The 18668-nt window shown below is 57.0% G+C and carries 10 protein-coding genes and 1 pseudogene; 7 read left to right on the top strand and 4 right to left on the bottom strand.

The features are described 5' to 3' along the window. Window positions 1-63 precede the first annotated feature (63 nt). The gene (locus tag AB5Y86_RS16975) at window positions 64-714 is read right to left on the bottom strand and encodes a DUF2913 family protein (RefSeq protein ID WP_368193512.1); all 651 of its coding nucleotides are present in this window, start codon (window positions 712-714) and stop codon (window positions 64-66) included. Window positions 715-812: 98 nt separating this feature from the next. Continuing rightward, a complete protein-coding gene (locus AB5Y86_RS16980; protein WP_368193513.1) occupies window positions 813-2108 on the bottom strand; it encodes a DEAD/DEAH box helicase in 1296 nt (431 codons plus the stop codon). A 287-nt stretch (window positions 2109-2395) separates the two neighbouring features. Between AB5Y86_RS16980 and AB5Y86_RS16985 the strand changes: the two are divergent. Continuing rightward, window positions 2396-2967 (top strand): annotated as a pseudogene (locus AB5Y86_RS16985) (O-methyltransferase). A 74-nt stretch (window positions 2968-3041) separates the two neighbouring features. Here the strand turns inward: AB5Y86_RS16985 and AB5Y86_RS16990 are convergent. Both AB5Y86_RS16990 and gltB read right to left on the bottom strand, forming a co-directional pair. Continuing rightward, the gene (locus tag AB5Y86_RS16990; protein WP_201946056.1) at window positions 3042-4457 is read right to left on the bottom strand and encodes an FAD-dependent oxidoreductase; all 1416 of its coding nucleotides are present in this window, start codon (window positions 4455-4457) and stop codon (window positions 3042-3044) included. A gap of 12 nt (window positions 4458-4469) precedes the next feature. Then, complete coding sequence (gene gltB / locus AB5Y86_RS16995) at window positions 4470-8927, bottom strand: glutamate synthase large subunit (RefSeq protein ID WP_335834341.1); 4458 nt, start codon at window positions 8925-8927, stop codon at window positions 4470-4472. Window positions 8928-9538: 611 nt separating this feature from the next. On the opposite strand from gltB, the gene AB5Y86_RS17000 reads away from it, so the two are divergent. The 6 genes from AB5Y86_RS17000 (at window position 9539) to AB5Y86_RS17025 (ending at window position 18596) form a co-directional block, all read left to right on the top strand. Next, complete coding sequence (locus tag AB5Y86_RS17000) at window positions 9539-10468, top strand: TIGR01212 family radical SAM protein (protein ID WP_335834340.1); 930 nt, start codon at window positions 9539-9541, stop codon at window positions 10466-10468. 377 nt (window positions 10469-10845) lie between these two features. Continuing rightward, complete coding sequence (locus tag AB5Y86_RS17005; RefSeq protein WP_335827526.1) at window positions 10846-12990, top strand: type I secretion system permease/ATPase; 2145 nt, start codon at window positions 10846-10848, stop codon at window positions 12988-12990. Beyond that, window positions 12983-14416, top strand: coding sequence for an HlyD family type I secretion periplasmic adaptor subunit (locus AB5Y86_RS17010; protein WP_335827527.1), 1434 nt, complete (start codon window positions 12983-12985; stop codon window positions 14414-14416). Before AB5Y86_RS17005 ends, AB5Y86_RS17010 begins: the two co-directional genes overlap by 8 nt. A gap of 37 nt (window positions 14417-14453) precedes the next feature. Beyond that, window positions 14454-15779, top strand: coding sequence for a TolC family outer membrane protein (locus AB5Y86_RS17015; RefSeq protein ID WP_043819337.1), 1326 nt, complete (start codon window positions 14454-14456; stop codon window positions 15777-15779). A gap of 135 nt (window positions 15780-15914) precedes the next feature. Beyond that, on the top strand, window positions 15915-16667 hold the full coding sequence (locus AB5Y86_RS17020) for a transglutaminase-like cysteine peptidase (RefSeq protein ID WP_279462270.1): 753 nt from the start codon (window positions 15915-15917) through the stop codon (window positions 16665-16667). A 3-nt stretch (window positions 16668-16670) separates the two neighbouring features. Next, window positions 16671-18596 carry an EAL domain-containing protein gene (locus AB5Y86_RS17025; protein WP_042056178.1) on the top strand — a complete coding sequence of 642 codons (1926 nt, stop codon included), beginning with the start codon at window positions 16671-16673 and terminating at the stop codon, window positions 18594-18596. Window positions 18597-18668 lie beyond the last annotated feature (72 nt).

Here is an 18668-nt window from a genome sequence, read left to right on the forward strand (position 1 = left end):
ACAATAAAAAACGGCAGACCCTGCACAAGGGTCTGCCGTTTTTATTGCTGAAGACAGGCGGGATCAGGCGCTCTGGCGAGCCTCGCTCAGCAGTGCCAGCGCCGGTTGGGCGTTGTCCGGCATCAGCCGGTAGGCCTTGTGGTGTTTGACCAGGGTGGTTTTCTTGTTGCCCTGGCTCAGCAGCAGGCCGTGCTTGAAGGCCACCTCGGCCAGCACCTTCTCGTCACCGCGTACATAGAGGGTTAGGGGTTTGACAAGCTCACCGTCCTTGATATGGCCTTCATATTCGCTGTGGCTTACCACCAGACTCGGCTGACCGCCAGATTGCAGGCGCAGCTTGGCATTCACCTCGCTTTCGGTCAGCACCAGCCAGCCTGCCGCTGCCAGTTCCTCCAGCAGGGCTGCCAGCTTGGCACCCAGTTGTTGCGGGTTGGTCATGGCGCACTGGTACTGGAAGGCGATGCGCTCCAGCAGCCCCTTGAGATCGGCACCCGCTCCCAGGGTGCGGCCAAGCTGCACCCAAGCTTTCAAATCTTCCATCACCTGACGGGAGAAGCGTTTCTCCTTGAGGGAGTCGGCCATCCAGGTGCAGAGAAAGTGGCTCTCTTGCGCCGGAGTGCGCTTGCCCGCCTTTTGTTCGGCGGTGCGGGCCAGTTCGGCCAGGCTCTGGGTGGCCATCTCGAACAGGGCCTGATTGTAGGTCGGAGAGGTCATAAGCAATCCTTGAGTTGACCACCACAGGTCAACACCGATGACAGAGATGGCAAAGGCGCCAGTGGCGCCTTTGCGGTTCAATAGAGCAACTGCCCGCCTTATTTCGGCTGGCGGGGCTTCTTGGCGGCGGCCAGACGCTTGAGGCGCTGACCCTGCAGCTTGGCTTCGGCCATCACCTGGGCTACGGCGTTATCTTCACGCTGCGGGCGCTTGCCGAAGCGGCGACGCTCCTGCAACTGCTTGATCAGCTCGTCACGGCTGCTCACCTCATAGCCCAGCACCATGATGCGACGGATCTTCTGGCCGATCAGGGCCTCGATCTCCAGCAGGGTGCGCTCCTCTTCACGGCTGACGAAGGAGATGGCCATGCCGCGCTTGCCGGCACGACCGGTACGGCCGATGCGGTGCACGTAATCTTCCGCCAGGAACGGCAGATCATAGTTGACCACGTATTCCAGATCCGGAATGTCCAGACCACGGGCGGCCACTTCGGTGGCGACCAGTACCCGTACCTTGCCTTCCATGAATTCGCGCAGGGCGCGGCGACGGTTGCCCTGGGCCTTCTCGCCATGGACAACGGCGGACTTGATGCCGTCGAGGTTCAGCTCCTCGACCAGCACATCACAGCTCTCGCGGGTACTGGCGAACACCAGCACCTGCTGCCAGTTCTGCTTGCCAATCAGCTCTGAGAGCAGCTCGCGCTTGCGCTTCTGCTCGACCGGATAGACGGTGTGGCTGACGGTGTCGGCGGTGGAGTTCTGCTTGTTGACGCTGACGATCTGCGGTCTGTCCAGCATCAGGTTGGCCAGCTTCTTCACCGCGTCGGAGAAGGTGGCGGAGAAGAGCAGGTTTTGACGGGTCTTGTTGACCGCTTGCAGGATCTTCTGCACATCGGCACTGAAGCCCATGTCGAGGATGCGATCCGCTTCATCCATCACCAGACACTCGACGCCGGAGAGGCTGAGGTTGCAGGCGGTGAGGTGCTCCAGCAGACGGCCCGGGGTGGCCACAATGATGTGAGCGCCCGCTTTGAGCTTCTTGGCCTGCACGTCCTGCTTGCCACCGCCGACGATGGTGATGGTGGTGATATCGAGATACTTGGCGAAGTCATTGATGTTGCTCGCCACCTGAGCCGCCAGCTCGCGGGTCGGGGTCAGGATCAGCACACGGGCGTTGGAAGGCTGGACCGGAGCTGGATTGTCTACCAGACGCTGCAAGATGGGCAGGGCGAAGGCGGCGGTCTTGCCGGTACCGGTCTGGGCGCTGGCCAGCACATCGCGGCCACGGCGAATGGCCGGGATCGCCTGTTGCTGCACAGGGGTCATCTCCTGATAACCGCAATCTGAGACAGCACGCAAAATCTCGGGGGCAAAATCGAACGATTCAAATCTCATAATGGGTTCCTGTGTTCCAGCTGGGCTGTGTTTGGCTTGGTTAGCTCGGCATGAGCGAGACGGAGGTTGTAACCACCGACGGCTGCGCCTGACATCAAGTCAGAGAGTGAGCCGGAAAATGGCGGGCGCGAAGTGTAACAGATAGACGTCACAAATTCTGCCTCAAATGGTTGTCCTTTTCTCATCCTTTGTGGTGTGAATGGTGGTTGAAAGCAATCATTTGACTCCCAAAGACCAAGCCAAGAGCAGTGGGTGAACGGATTTGGATAAGGACGAAAGGGATATCGATGGAACTGGAACAGTTAAAACGCCAGCTGGAGCAGCTTGGCGAGCGCAATGACAGCATGCACGCCAGCGCAAGCTGCTCAATATCACCCGCGACACGGGGGAGTTGCTGTCAGTGCTGGTGCAGACCCGTGGGGCGCATGCGGTGCTGGAGATCGGCACGTCAAATGGTTACTCCACACTCTGGCTGGCAGAAGCGGTGCGTCGGTTGGAGGGGCACGTGACCACCATTGAGCTGGATGAGGATAAGCGCGTGCTGGCCCATGACAACTTTCAGAGGGCAGGGCTGGCCCCCTGGGTAACCTTGCTGGCAGGGGATGCGAGTGAGCTGTTACCGACCTTGCCGCAAGCCGGCTATCAGCTCATCTTCCTCGATTCGGATCGTCAGCACTACCGGGCATGGTGGCCGCAGATCCGCCGCCTGCTGGCACCCCGTGGCCTGCTGGTGGTTGATAACGCCATCTCCCATCGCAGCGAGATGGTGGAGTGGATGAACGAGGTCGGGCAGGATCCGGCTTTTGCCACCTCGCTGGTGCCGGTCGGCAAGGGGGAGTGGCTGGTGGTGCGTTTGTAGGGGTAGCTACAAAAAATCAGCCCCGCATTGGCGGGGCTGATTGTGAAAGCGCATCATGGCCTTGGTCGGTCGGATCAGACCGCCAGATAGTCCATGATCCCTTCGGCCGCTTTGCGCCCTTCGTAGATGGCAGTCACTACCAGATCGGAGCCACGTACCGCGTCGCCACCGGCGAACACCTTGGGGTTGCTGGTCTGGAAGGCATACTCCGCCTGCTCGCGGGCCTTGATGCGATCCCGGTTGTCGAGCTCGATGCCGAACTCCGCCATCCAGGGCTGGGGGTTGGGCTGGAAGCCAAACGCCATCACCACCGCATCGGCAGCCAGCACCTGCTCGGAGCCCTCGATGATCACCGGATTGCGGCGGCCATTGGCGTCGGGTTCACCCAGCTCGGTGCTCACCACCTTGATGCCGACGGTGCGACCATGGGCATCCAGCTCGACAGCTACCGGTTGCAGGTTGAACATGAATTCAACCCCCTCCTCGCGGGCGTTTTTCACCTCCCGCTTGGAACCCGGCATGTTCTCCTCGTCGCGGCGATAGGCACAGATCACCTTGGCGGCCCCCTGACGGATGGCGGTACGTACACAGTCCATGGCGGTATCGCCACCGCCCAGCACCACCACCTGCTTGCCGGCGAAGTCGATATAGTCGGCTTGCGCCTTCTCGAACCCCAGCAAGCGGTTGGCGTTGGCGATGAGGTAGGGCAGGGCATCATAGACGCCCGGCGCCTCTTCGTTGGCAAAGCCGCCCTTCATGTACTTGTAAGTGCCGACCCCAAGGAAGACCGCATCGAACTCGCCAAGCAGATCGGCGAAGGTGATGTCCTTGCCCACCTCGGTTTCGAGACGAAACTCCACGCCCATCCCCTGGAAGATCTCGCGGCGACGCTGCATTACCTCTTTTTCCAGCTTGAAGGAGGGGATGCCGAAGGTGAGCAGGCCACCGATCTCCGGATACTTGTCAAACACCACCGGGGTGACGCCATTGCGTGCCAGCACATCGGCGCAGGCGAGACCCGCTGGGCCGGCGCCGATGACGGCGACCCGCTTGCCGGTCTTGACCACGTTCGAGAGATCGGGCTTCCAGCCCATCTCGAACGCTTTGTCGGTGATGTACTTTTCGATGTTGCCGATGGTCACCGCGCCGAAGCGATCGTTGAGGGTGCAGGAGCCTTCACAGAGGCGATCCTGCGGGCAGACCCGACCGCACACTTCCGGCAGGCTGTTAGTCTGGTGGGAGAGCTCCACCGCCTCCAGAATGCGCCCCTCTTTGGCCAGCTTCAGCCAGTTGGGGATGTAGTTGTGGACCGGACACTTCCACTCGCAATAGGGGTTGCCGCACTCGAGGCAGCGATCCGCCTGCATCTGTACCTGCGGCTGATTGAAGGACTCGTAGATCTCCACAAACTGGATTTTGCGGATCTTGAGTGGCTTCTTGGGCGGGTCGACCCGCTGGACATCGATAAACTGAAATACGTTCTGGCTCATAGGGTTCCCTCCTTATTGCGCCTGGATTCTGAGTTCTGCACTGGAACGGCTGGTGTGACCCAGCAGCGATTTCACGTCGCTGGACTTGGGTTTGATCAGCCTGAACTTGGGCACATAGGAGTCGAAGTTGGCCAGGATCTCCTCGGCGCGCGAGCTGCCGGTCTCATTGAGGTGCGCCGTGATGATGCCGCGCAGGTGCTCCTGATGGATGGCGAGATCCGCCACGTCCAGCAGTTCCACCAGCTCGGGGTTGGTGCGCTTGGCGAAGTTGCCGCACTCGTCGAGCACGTAGGCAAAGCCGCCGGTCATGCCCGCCGCGAAGTTGACGCCGGTCTGACCGAGCACGGTGACGATACCGCCGGTCATATATTCACAACCGTTGTCGCCAATCCCCTCGACCACCGCCAGTGCGCCGGAGTTGCGCACCGCGAAACGCTCGCCGGCAGTGCCCGCGGCGTAGAGTTTGCCGCCGGTGGCGCCGTAGAGGCAGGTGTTGCCGATGATGGCGGCTTCATGGGATTTGAACGCCACGCCGACATGGGGCTTGATCACCAGCTTGCCGCCGGTCATCCCCTTGCCCACGTAGTCGTTGGCATCACCGGTGAGGATCATCTCAAGGCCACCCGCGTTCCAGACGCCGAAGCTCTGGCCTGCGGTGCCGTTGAAGTGCACTTTGACCGGATCGGCCGCCATCCCCTGGTTGCCGTGACGTTTGACGATCTCGCCCGAGAGGCGCGCACCCACCGAGCGGTCGGTGTTGCGAATGTCGTAGCGGAACTCGCCGCCGCTTGAGGTTTCCACCGCTTCCAGCAGATCTTCCACCATTTTCAGGTTGAGCGGTCCCTTGTCGAAGGTGGGGTTGTGCTGCTGGCTGAACAGACTGGAGCCTGCCGGAGCCACCGGACGGGCCAGAATGCCGGAGAGATCCAGCTTGGCCTGACGGGCTGTGAGGCCGGGCAGGGCCTCCAGCAGATCGGTGCGGCCAATCAGGTCGGTCAGCTGGGTGACGCCGAGCTGAGCCATCAGCTCGCGGGTCTCCTCGGCGATGAACTTGAAGTAGTTCATCACCATCTCCGGCAGGCCGGTGAAGTGCTCGCGACGCAGCTTCTCATCCTGAGTGGCAACGCCAGTGGCGCAGTTGTTCAGGTGGCAGATCCGCAGGTATTTGCAACCGAGCGCCACCATGGGACCGGTGCCAAAACCGAAGCTCTCGGCGCCGAGGATGGCCGCTTTGATGATGTCGAGACCGGTCTTGAGGCCGCCATCCACCTGCAGCCGCACCTTGTGGCGCAGACCGTTGGCGACCAGCGCCTGCTGGGTCTCGGCCAGACCCAGCTCCCACGGGGAGCCGGCATATTTGACCGAGGTGAGGGGGCTCGCGCCAGTGCCGCCGTCATAACCGGAGATGGTGATGAAGTCGGCATAGGCCTTGGCCACGCCGCAGGCAATGGTGCCAACGCCGGGTTCGGAGACCAGTTTCACCGACACCAGACAGCTCGGGTTGATCTGCTTGATGTCGAAGATGAGCTGGGCCAGATCCTCGATGGAGTAGATGTCGTGGTGCGGCGGCGGCGAGATCAGGGTCACGCCGGGCACGGAATAGCGCAGCTGGGCGATCTGGGCGGTGACCTTGTCACCGGGCAGTTGGCCACCCTCGCCGGGCTTGGCGCCTTGAGCCACCTTGATCTGCACCACATCGGCGTTCATCAGGTAGTGGGGGGTGACACCGAATCGGCCGGAGGCCACCTGCTTGATGCGGGAGTTCTTCTCGGTACCGAAACGCTTGGGATCTTCGCCACCTTCGCCGGAGTTGCTCTGACCGCCGAGGCGGTTCATGGCGACAGCCAGTGCCTCGTGGGCTTCAGGGCCGAGGGCGCCGATGGACATGGCGGCGGAGTCGAAGCGGGGGAACAGCTTGTCGGCTGGCTCAACCTGATCCAGCGCGACCGGATTGTCGACTTTCTTCAGTGCAAGCAGATCGCGCAGGGTGGCAACCGGGCGCTCGTTGACCAGACGGGCGTACTCCTTGTAATCGGCATAGTTGCCGGAGCGCACCGCGGTTTGCAGGGTCTGCACCACATCCGGGTTGTAGGTGTGGTACTCGCCGCCGTGAACGAACTTGAGCAGGCCGCCGTGGGCGAGGGGCTTGCGGGCCAGCCAGGCCTGACGGGCCAGCTTGAGCTGATCCTGCTGGATGTCGGCAAAGTCGGCGCCCTGAATACGGCTCGACACGCCACGGAAACAGGTCTCGACCACGGCTTTGGCCAGACCCACCGCTTCAAACAGCTGGGAGCAGCGGTAGCTGGCGACCGTGCTGATGCCCATCTTGGACATCACCTTGTAGAGCCCCTTGTTGATGCCGTTGCGGTAGTTGACCATCGCCTGGCGCAGGGGCATGGCGAGCACCCCCTCTTCAACCTGTTTGGCCAGGGTTTCGTAGGCCAGATAGGGGTAGATGGCGGTCGCGCCAAAGCCCAGCAACACCGAGAAGTGGTGCGGATCGCGCACGCTCGCGGTCTCCACCAGAATGTTGGCGTCACAGCGCAGGTTGTTGTCCACCAGAGTACGCTGTACCGCACCCACCGCCATGGCGGCCGGGATGGGCAGGGTATCGATGCTGATGTCGCGATCCGACAGCACCAGCAGCACGGTACCGCTCCTGGCGGCAGCCTTGGCCTCCTCGCAGATGCGCAGGATGGCGGCCTCCAGCCCCTCTTCGGGCTTGAAGTTGAGGCTGATCACCTTGTGGCGGTAGTACTCCCCTTCCAGAGCCAGCAGCTGGTGGAAATCGGAGTAGAGCAGGATCGGTGACTGGAACAGTACCCGGTGGGCGTGGCCGAAGGTCTCGTTGAAGACGTTCTGCTCGCGACCGATACAGGTGGCGAGAGACATGACGTGGTTTTCCCGCAGCGGATCGATGGGCGGGTTGGTCACTTGCGCAAACATCTGGCGGAAGTAGTCATAAAGGGTGCGAGCGCTGGAAGAGAGTACCGCCATCGGGGTGTCATCCCCCATGGAGCCCACCGCTTCCTGACCATTTTCACCGAGAACCCGGATGATCTGATCCAGCTCCTCGAAGGAATAGCCAAACAGCTTCTGATAGGTTTTAAGTTGGTCGTCGGAGAATTCGCGGCTACCAGTCTGGCTATCGTCCATCTGCTCGAAGGGGACCAGTCGGCGGCAATGTTTGTCCATCCACTGCTTGTAGGTGTGGCGGCTCTTGAGATCGTCATCGATCTCGAAGCTGGTCCACACCTTGCCGTTGCTGGTATCCACCACGAACAGCTCGCCCGGGCCGACCCGGCCCTTCTCCAGCACTTCGTCCGGGGTGTAGTCCCAGGTGCCGACCTCGGAGGCGAGGGTGATGAACTTGTCCTTGGTGATGACGTAGCGGGCCGGACGCAGACCGTTGCGATCAAGTGCGCAGGTGGCGTAGCGACCGTCGGTCATGACGATACCGGCGGGGCCATCCCACGGCTCCATGTGCATGGAGTTGAAGTCGTAGAAGGCGCGCAGGTCGTCATCCATGTTCGGATGTTTTTGCCATGCAGGCGGGATCAACAGGCGCATGGCGCGGAACAGGTCCATACCACCGGCGAGGAAGAGATCCAGCATGTTGTCGAGACTGGAGGAATCCGACCCCGTGGTGTTGACGAAGGGTGCCGCTTCCTGCAAATCGGGAATGAGCGGCGTCGCAAACTTGTAGCTGCGCGCCTTGGCCCACTGGCGGTTGCCGGCGATGGTGTTGATCTCGCCGTTGTGGGCCAGATAGCGAAACGGCTGCGCCAGCGGCCAGCGCGGGCTGGTGTTGGTGGAGAAACGCTGGTGGAAGACGCAGATGGCCGCCTGCATACGGATGTCGGCGAGATCCAGATAGAAGCGCGGCAAGTCCACCGGCATGCACAGCCCTTTATAGACGGTGACCAGGTTGGAGAGGCTGACCACGTAGAAGTAGTCGTCGTTGACGCGCTTTTCGATGCGGCGACGCACGATATAGAGACGGCGCTCGAGATCCTTGTCGACCCAGCCGGGCGGGGCGTTGACAAAGACCTGTTCAATGCTGGGCAGGGAGGCTTTGGCGATGGTACCCAGTACGTTGGTATCGACGGGCACCTTGCGCCAGCCGACCAGACTCAGGGTCTCTTTTTCCAGCTCTTCGTCGATGATGTCGCGGGTCTGCTGGGCCAATACGGGATCAGGGTTGAGAAACAGCATGCCGACCGCATAGTTGCGGCCAAGGTGCCATCCCTTCTCCTCGGCGACAGCTCTGAAGAAGCTGTCCGGTTTTTGCAGCAGCAGACCGCAACCATCGCCGGTCTTGCCATCGGCGGAGATCCCGCCGCGGTGCTGCATGCGAGCCAATGCTGACATCGCGAGACGGACAAGCTTGTGGCTGGCTTCCCCTTCCATGTGGGCCAACAGGCCGAAGCCACAGTTATCCCTCTCCAGCTTTGGATCATATAGTGACATTGCATTTCTCCCTTGCTCGGCCTTGTATCGCACAGTCATCACCTGACTGCATAAATTGCGATTGGCTCTTGTGGTTCCGTCTGCCTGACGTGGCGAATCTCCAAACTAATGGGATTTTCTGGCGAGGTCAATCGCAGGTCAGGTTTGTCTTCATGGTTACATTCGCATAACAAAATGTCGGGTTAGGGGGATTAGCTCGCAGTTATGGAGTGTTTATTCTGTTTAATTTGATTTTATTGGTTAAATATATCGCCATTGGCGGGCTCAATGGTGCGCTCGGCGACGATGGGCGAATGTAGTAATTTTACCAACTCTATGCTACCGAGAGCGGAAGGGATCACATTTTCAATATCCCATGCTTGCAATTGTGTGCTGTCGGGTCTCTTTGAATTTTTCATTGTTCAACAGTGGGTTATCAGGTCTCATTTTCATATGGATGTTTACTGTTTGAATCATCAAAGAACTGTAAAAATCCTTTTTTTGCGCTTTTTCTCTATATTTATTCAAAATTGGTCGGGTATTTATATGTTTTACCCTCTCCGCTAGCTTGATCCAGCTCAGCCCCTGTTTTGCGCAAGCTCGTACAATGGCGCTCCTTTAGCGGAGGTGTCATGCAGTTACACGAACTCGTCAATACATTCGGTCAGGATCTCAAGCAACGTCATGGTCAGAAGATCCACAAACTCTCCATCCACGGGGCCTTCACCTGCCCGAACCGTGACGGCACCCTGGGTCGTGGTGGCTGCACCTTCTGCAACGTATCCTCTTTTGCCGACGAGTCGGCCCAACAACTCTCCGTGGTGCAACAACTGCTGGCTCGCCGGGACGAAGTCACCCGTGCCAAGCGCTATCTTGCCTATTTTCAGGCCTATACCAGCACCTATGCCGAGGTCGAATATCTGCAGCGGATGTATGAAGAGGCGCTGTCGGTGAGCGATATGGTGGGGCTCTGCGTGGGCACTCGCCCCGATTGCGTGCCGGATGCGGTGCTGGATCTGTTGGCGGGCTATCAGGCCCGGGGCTACGAGGTGTGGCTGGAGCTCGGGCTGCAAAGCGCCAATGACAAGACCCTGCAACGGATCAACCGCGGCCATGGTTATGCCGTCTATGAGGATGCGGTAAGACGTGCCCATCAGCGCGGCATCAAGGTATGTGCTCATCTGATCGTCGGCCTGCCGGGGGAGGTGCCGATGGACAGCCTCGATACCCTGCATCGCATCGTTGAGACCGGTGTTGAGGGGATCAAGTTGCATCCGCTTCATGTGGTTGAAGGCAGTACTCTCGGCAAGGCGTGGCAGGCGGGGCGCCTTGAGGTATTGACGCTGGAGCAGTATGTGGAAGCGGCCGTTGCCATGATCCAGCACACGCCGCCCGAGGTGGTGTATCACCGGATTTCGGCCTCCGCGCGCCGTCCAACCCTGTTGGCGCCAGCCTGGTGTGAAAACCGCTGGACGGCCATGGCGGATATTGCCAAAGCACTCTCATTGAACGGCCCGCAAGGTCACGCGTTGGGCAGACCCTTCATACTTCCTGACCTATAATTGAGCGCCAGATTATTATTTTCACGTAAAACATAGGGTTATATAAAAAACTTCATACCCTAAACTATAGTTTTGGTACGTGCCGGTTGATATAGTGGTGCGCCATAATAAATGTCATTATCAATTAACTCCGACATTCACCCTGATTGCAGTGTTAGCATGGTGTTGATGAGCCGATTATTTTTACCAATAACGAATCATGCCGCCATTGCTGCTGTGCCGGGAAATTGGCGATGAGTGTCGCGATCTATCTGGACAGGTTTATCCCCTGATCAGTCTCATCAGCGGGAAGGCCACTCGGTTTTAGCGTGGCTATAGCAGGGAAATATGAGCGATGAACGCTCCTATCTACCTCATTTATGCAGTGACAGGATGCTATGCAAGCAGAAACAAGTCGTATTGATGAGTTATTGGAGTGTCTGGTCTTCTTGACCCGTTTTTATGGTGTGCCCAACAGCCAGGATGCCCTGACGACCGGGTTGCCACTGGTCTCCGGACGCCTGACTACCGCACTCTTTTGCCGTGCTGCCGAGCGTGGCGGGTTATCCGCCCGTGAAGTGATACAGCCACTGGCCGATATTTCTCCCTTGCTGCTGCCTTGTGTATTGCAGATGCGCAGTGGTGGCGCCTGCATTTTGCTGGAATGGAACGAAGATCGCAGCCAGGGGAAAGTGATTTTCCCGCAGGCCGGTGATGCCGCGCAATGGCTGACCGCAGCCCAATTGGGTGATGAGTATCTGGGACGCCTCTTCTACGTGAAGAAGCAGTTCAAGTTTGACGAACGCTCGCCCAAAGTGCTGGAAACCCGTGATGGCCACTGGTTCTGGAGCACCTTGTTCGAATCCCGCGGCATCTATCGCGATGTGCTGATCGCCTCCATTCTGATCAACCTGTTTGCCATCGCCAGCCCTCTTTTCACCATGAACGTCTATGACAAGATTGTGCCCAATCTGGCGTTTGATTCGCTCTGGGTGCTGGCGGTCGGGGCCATGGTGGTCTTTACCTTCGATTTTGTGATGCGGCAGTTGCGCAGTTACTTTATCGATATCGCTGGCAAAAAGTCTGATGTGCTGCTGTCCGCCAAGATCTTCGCCAAGGTGATGGGTATGCGGATGGAATCTCGTCCCGCCTCCACTGGCGCGTTCGCCAAACATCTGCAGGAATTTGAATCGGTGCGGGAGTTTTTCACCTCCGCAACGGTTTCTACTCTTATCGATCTGCCCTTTGCCGTCTTCTTCCTTTTTATTATCTGGATGTTTGCCGGTGTGATGGTGGTGGTCCCCATCGTCGCCATGCTGATCCTCATCGCCTACAGCTTCTATATTCAGGAGCCCCTCAAGCAGTCCATCGAAGAGGGTTCACGCCTTGCGTCCCAGAAGAACGCCAACCTGATTGAAAGTATTTCCGGGCTGGAAACCGTCAAGATTTTCGGTGCCGAGAGTATGTTCCAGCATCGCTGGGAACAGGCCGTCTCCCATATTTCCACCTGGGGCGTACAGACCCGCCGCATTACCAACTCTATGTCCTCACTGGCCAGTTATATCCAGCAGGTGGTGACGGTCGGTCTGGTGATCGTGGGTGTTTACCAGATCTCCGAAGGTTTGGTTACCATGGGGGGGATGATTGCTGCCGTGATGCTCTCCAGCCGCGCCATTGCGCCTATGGTGCAACTCTCCGTGTTGTCGACCCGTTATAACCAGGCCAAATCTGCATTGGATATTCTGGAAAAAATCATGCAAACCCCGGGTGAGCAGGAGGAAGGCAAGCAATATATCCATCATCCGGTGATTGCCGGTCGAATTGAATTCGAAAATGTCTCCTTCAAATATCCGGGAATGGAAACCAGCACGCTGCACAATATCAATTTGCGCATTCAGCCGGGCGAAAAGGTGGCGATTATCGGCCGGATTGGGGCGGGTAAAACGACCCTCGAGAAGTTGTTGATGGGACTTTATCGACCGACCGATGGCTCGGTACGTATCGATGGCTTTGAACTCGATCAACTGCCACCTGCGGTGATCCGTCGCAATATCGGCTGTGTTCCGCAAGATGTCATTCTCTTTTTCGGCTCTGTGCGGGACAACATCATGCTGGGTAATCCGCTGGTGGATGATGTGAGAGTCTTGCGCGCAGCCAAGCGGGCGGGTGTCACCAACTTTACCAACCGGGATCCCAACGGGCTGGATCGGCAGATAGGTGAGGGGGGGCGTCAGCTCTCCGGTGGCCAGCGTCAGTCGATCCTGCTGGCACGCGCCCTGCTCAATGATCCCCCCATTCTGGTGATGGATGAGCCGACCTCCAACATGGACAACCAGTCCGAGATGCAGGTCAAACAGGAGCTCGCCAGACTGGGCCCGGAAACCACATTGATCCTCATCACTCACAAAACCTCGATGCTGGATGTGGCATCGCGAGTGATCGTCATCGAGCAGGGGCAGATCGTTGCTGATGGCCCCAAAGAGGTGGTGTTGCAGCAGTTGAAGGAAGGCAAGGTGCGCGTGCAGGAGGTGTCCCATGCTTAAGGGGCTCATGGACTGGTTCAAGCGCAGCAAAAAGACGCCTTCCGGCGAGGTATTGCCGGCACCCGAGCATCTGGAGTTTGTCGATGACGGCGCTGCAGCTGTGCTGCTGACCACGCCGACCGGAGCTCGTATCCTGCTATGGTGCTGTTTCCTCTTTTTCATGAGTGCCATCGTCTGGGCGGCCTGGGCCGAGCTGGATGAAGTCACCGTGGGTCAGGGCAAGGTTATTCCATCCCGTCAGCTGCAGGTGATCCAGAACCTGGAAGGGGGGATCGTCAAAGAGATCTTCGTTAAAGAGGGGGATATCGTCGAAAAGGGGCAGCCGCTGCTGCGCATTGATGACACCCGTTTCCGTTCCGACTTTAGAGAACGGGAGCAAGAGGTAGTTACCCTCAAGGGGGATGTGGCTCGTCTGCGCGCCGAGATGGCCAGCGTCGAGGTGAAAAACGACCCGGCACTGGGGTGGCGTGAGCAGGTAGTGGTAGGCGAAGCGCCAATCCAGTTCCCCGATGGTTATGAAACCGTCTTTGCCGAATACGCACACCGTGAGCGCTCTGTACAGCGGGATCGCCTCAATAACCTGAAGAACCAGCTCTATATTCTTGGTCAGCAAATCGAACAGAAAGAGCAGGAGCTGATTGAACTGAATGCCAAAATTCGCACCGTGAATCGCAGTGTGGATCTGGCCAGACAGGAACTGAATATTAGCCGTCCGCTGGCGAAAGAGGGTATAGTGCCTCAAGTGGAGCTAATCAAGCTTGAGCGGCAGGTCAACGAGATGCAGGGGGAGCTGGAGAGCAACCGTCTGCTGATCCCAAAACTCAATTCGGTACTGCGTGAGACCATCTCCAAGCGTAATGATATTGCGCTGAAGTTCAGAGCAGACTCCCAGACTGAACTGAATGAGAAGCAGGGGCGGCTTGGCCAGTTGTCAGAAGGGCAGGTTGGCTTGCGAGACAGGGTCGACCGGACCAGCGTGATTGCTCCGCTCAAGGGCACCATCAAGAAACTCAAGATCAACACCCTGGGCGGCGTGGTTCAGCCCGGCATGGATTTGATGGAGATTGTGCCGCTGGAGGATACCTTGCTGGTAGAAGCCAAGGTGTCACCGAAAGATATCGCCTTCCTGCGACCGGGGCTGGACGCCATCGTCAAAATTACTGCCTACGACTTTACAATCTATGGAGGATTGCATGGCAAGGTTGAACAGATAAGTGCGGATTCGATCCAGGATGAGGAGGGGAACTCCTTTTATCTGGTTCGGGTTCGAACAGAGAAGAGTTACTTGGGCGATGAGCTTAACGCACTTCCCATCATCCCCGGTATGTTAGCCAGTGCTGATATCATTACTGGTAAAAAAAGTGTCCTAGACTATTTGCTTAAGCCGATTTTACGGGCAAAGCAGTCGGCACTGAGAGAACGATAAGCCAACAATCTAAAAACAAAACATGACTGGAGATAACATGAAAAAAACGATTGTTGCCATGCTGGTCAGTGGCTGCATCCTGATCCCGAGTTTGGGTCAGGCCCAGACTCTGGAAGAGTCGGTGGCACAGACACTTGCTACGCATCCCAAGATCAAGGAAGCGTTTGATCTGTATCAGGCACGACTCTATCAGCATGATGGAGCCAAGGGTGGCTATTATCCTACGATCGATCTGCGTGGCGGCGTAGGCTATGAAAAAACTGACAGCCCTTCTACCCGTGCTGCAAGTGCCAACAGCAATATTGATGATTCCATGACTCGCAAAGAGGCAGGATTGAGTCTGCGGCAAATGTTGTTTGATGGCTTTGATGTCAGCAACAACGTCTCCAGAACCGAAGCTGAAGCCAATGCCCAGCGTCTGGCGATGATCTCTGAAGCTGAAAATACCGCGCTGCGAGTAGCTGAGGTCTACCTCAATATGCTGCGCCAGCAGGAGATCCTGGAGCTTTCCAAACAAAACCTGGAAACGCACGAACAGATCCGCAGCGACATCAGCAAGCGGACTGATTCAGGGCTTGGCTCTACTGCGGATCAGACCCAGATTGAAGGTCGTGTTGCCCGAGCCTATTCAAATCAGGCCGCTGCCGAAAACAACTATCGCGACGCAGAGAGTGAATTTATTCGTGTCGTGAACGAGGTACCAAAAGATCTGGTACAGCCGGTTCCCAATACCGAGCTTATCCCGGCCAGCCTCGATAGTGCGCTGAAAACGGCGACCGAAGTCCACCCGACCCTGCTCTCTTCCCTGCAGGATATCGAAGCAGCCAAGTATCAACATGAAGGCGCCAAATCCGGTTTCTACCCGAATGTAACATTCGAGGTCGATCAGAACTGGAATGAGGATATCGATGCGGTCAAAGGGCGCAACGATGATCTGACCGCAATGGTGCGCATGCGTTACAACCTGTTCCGTGGCGGTTCTGATGTGGCAGAGAGCAATGCAACATCGGCTCTCTACTCTCAGGCGAAAGACATTCATTTGAATGCGTTTCGCCAGGTGGAGGAAGGCACTCGTCTGGCCTGGAACGCGAAAGAGTCGCTGGCCAAGCAGAAGACCTTCCTGAAAGAGCATGTTGACGCCAGCTATGACACCGTACAGGCATACAAGAAGCAGTTTGGTTTGGGTCAACGGACATTGCTGGACGTATTGAACACCGAGAACGAACTGTTCGAGGCGCGTCGCAGCTACATTACTGCCGAGTATGATGCACTGCTGGCGGACTATCGCATTCTCAACGCGACAGGCAGCCTGCTCAATGCATTTAGCGTCAAACAACCCGCTGAATGGCAGGCTAGGCAATAACCGTTTGCCCATGATCCCGCTGGGATCATGAACGCCAACATGGTGACTGCTGCTGGCAGTCACCATGTTTGGCTAAAGCAGATGGTTGCACGGGCTTTGAGGAGTGCAGCAGCAATAATGCAGCAGGAATATGACGTGACACTCCAGCGCGGAACCGGCGGCAGATGGGGTTATCTTCTTAATGAATGGAGATACAGCTCCCTACGCGCTCTGCGCCACTCCTTATGGATCCTGCTGTTACCCTTCTCACTTCTGCTCTGTGCCAGTCAGCCTCTGCCACAGGAAGATCTCAACTTGATCAAGCGGGCGGAGCAGACCTATGGCGCCAGAGCCGGCAAGCGTGTAACCAGTTGGCGTATGCTGGTCATGGAGACGAAGGGCAGGGCCCTGAGCGAAGAAAAAAAGCTTGAGCGGGTAAATAATTTTTTCAATCGGATGCGTTTTATTGACGATATCAAGTTGTGGCGCAAAAAGGATTATTGGGCAACCCCGCTAGAATTTTTGGGAGCCGCCGGGGGAGACTGTGAAGATTTCAGTATCGCCAAATACTCTACGCTGCTCGAGCTTGGGATCCCGGATGATAAAATGCGGATGGTGTACGTCAAGGCTCTTGATTACAACCAGTTTCACATGGTGGTGGCATATTATGAGACACCCTCTTCCGTTCCGGTTATTTTGGATAATTTGATAGGCTCGATTCGCCCTGCCACACAGCGGCGAGATCTGGTGCCTATTTACAGCTTTAACGGTAGTCACTTGTGGTTGATGAAGGCACGAGGCCAAGGGGAACTGGCTGGTCAATCATCCCGCTTGGGATTATGGAATGATTTACGCAATCGCATGACCTCGGGGCGATTGGCTCGGCCAGTGGTGAATTTGGATGATTAACCTATGACGCTCTATCGACAGTTATTAGCCACCATGCTGCTGCTGTTTGGATTGTTATTTGCGGCCACATACTGGGTGCAATTCAATTCAACCCGCACTTATCTGGCGCAGCAACAGGAAACAACGGTCATCAATACGGCAACTTCGCTGGGGCTTGCGCTCACTCCCTATCTGGAAAACGGTGACAAGGTCGGTGCCGAGTCGGTGATCCAGGCTATTTTTGATGGCGGCTATTATCGATTGGTTCGCCTGGATCTGCTGGCTTCAAAGGATGTCATCGAGCAGGAAAATACCAACAATATTCAGGGGGTACCGCGGTGGTTTGTAAATTTGGGACTGTTTCCTGAGGTATCCAACGAGTCAATTCTGACGTCTGGCTGGTTGCAGCTTGGAAAATTAAAAGTAGTGGGTCACCCCGGCCAGGCTTATTACGAGTTGTGGCGTGGGATGAGTGAGCTGGCGAGCTGGTTTCTGGTCGGCTTTTTGATCACCACCATTTTGTTGATGAGAGCACTCAACTACTTGCTCAAGCCACTCAAACAGATCTGTGATCAAGCCGTCGAGATCGAGTTGCACCATTTCGGTCATACGATCCCGGAGCCTAAAACCCATGAATTGAAGCAGGTCGTTCAGGCGATCAACACCCTCTCAAGCAAGTTGGCGTTGCAGTTCAAAGAGCAAGCCGATGAGGCCGAGAAATTGCGTGAGCGGGTTTATGTCGATGCCGTGTCGGGGCTTGGCAACCGAGCCTATTTTGTGGGTCAGGTAAACGCATGGATAGCGGAGGCTGGCCAAGGTGGCGTCATGCTGGTTGCGGTCGACATGCTGGATGATATCTATCGCGATGAAGGCTTTGCTGCCCGTGACAACATGGTCAAATCGATAGCTCAGGCTTTGAAAGAGCAATTAAAAGGGTGGGATGGCGCAGCCTTGGCACGGATCTCCGCGACGGAATATGCGCTGCTCTGTCCAACTGACGATCTGACTCAGCTAAAAGAGCTGGCTGAAGTGATTAATAGCCGCATTGCCGATCTGGTGGTGAATCCAATGGGCGAAGGGGATGCGCTCTCCGTCATTGGTATTGCCGGTCGTGATGGCAATGATGATCTCTCTGCCTTGTTGACCAAAGCCGATAATGCGCTTGGCAAGGCGCGCAATGAACGCCGTGGTGCTGTGGTGATGGAAGGGGGTACCGAGCAAGGTTTGATGGGGCGTTTGGCCTGGCGAGATCTGGTACAAGATGCAATTTCACGACAACTTTGGCGCTTCAAAGCCCAACCAGCTTGCCGGTTTGATAATGGAGCAAGGTTGCATGCCGAGCTGTTTGCTTCTATCTCTCGGGATGGCACTGATTATTTTGCCGGTCAGTTCTTGCCCGCGATTGAACAGTTCAAATTGGGTGGCGAGTTTGACCAGGCGGTGCTTGATGCTTGCGTTCCATTACTGCAAAAACAGTCTGATCTGGTACTGGCGATCAACATCACTGCTGGCTCGCTCTGCTCGGATGAATTTTTAACCTGGCTGACGCGCTATCTGACCGAGCATGCAGAGCTCAAAGAGCGGTTGTTATTTGAGATACCTGAAGCTGCCATCATGAAACATAAAGACAATGTGGCTGCGTTGGTGGGCACCTTGCAAGCTCATGGTTTCCAGTGGGGGGTTGACCACTATGGTCGTCACTTCCAGTCTCTGGGCTATCTGGAGGAGTTGTCGCCGGCTTATGTCAAGGTTGATCACGGTTATACCAGTCAGGTCATGGAGCCGGGGGCTGACACCTCATTCCTGGCTGCAGTGTGTCGCGCTGCGCACAATGCCGGTGTGACGACTATTGCAACCCGAGTCGAAGATCAACATCAAGTGGAACTGCTTTCCAAGTTGCATATCGATGGTTACCAGGGATTTGTTCATCCTGCCTTCCCATTATCTTGAACTAAATGGATAAAATGGCCCCGATAGGGGCCTTTTTATCCATTCAGGCGAGATCGACAGTCTTCACGGATG

Origin of the sequence: Aeromonas sp. s8, assembly GCF_040907785.1 — a bacterium.
In the GTDB taxonomy this organism is placed as follows: domain Bacteria; phylum Pseudomonadota; class Gammaproteobacteria; order Enterobacterales; family Aeromonadaceae; genus Aeromonas; species Aeromonas veronii.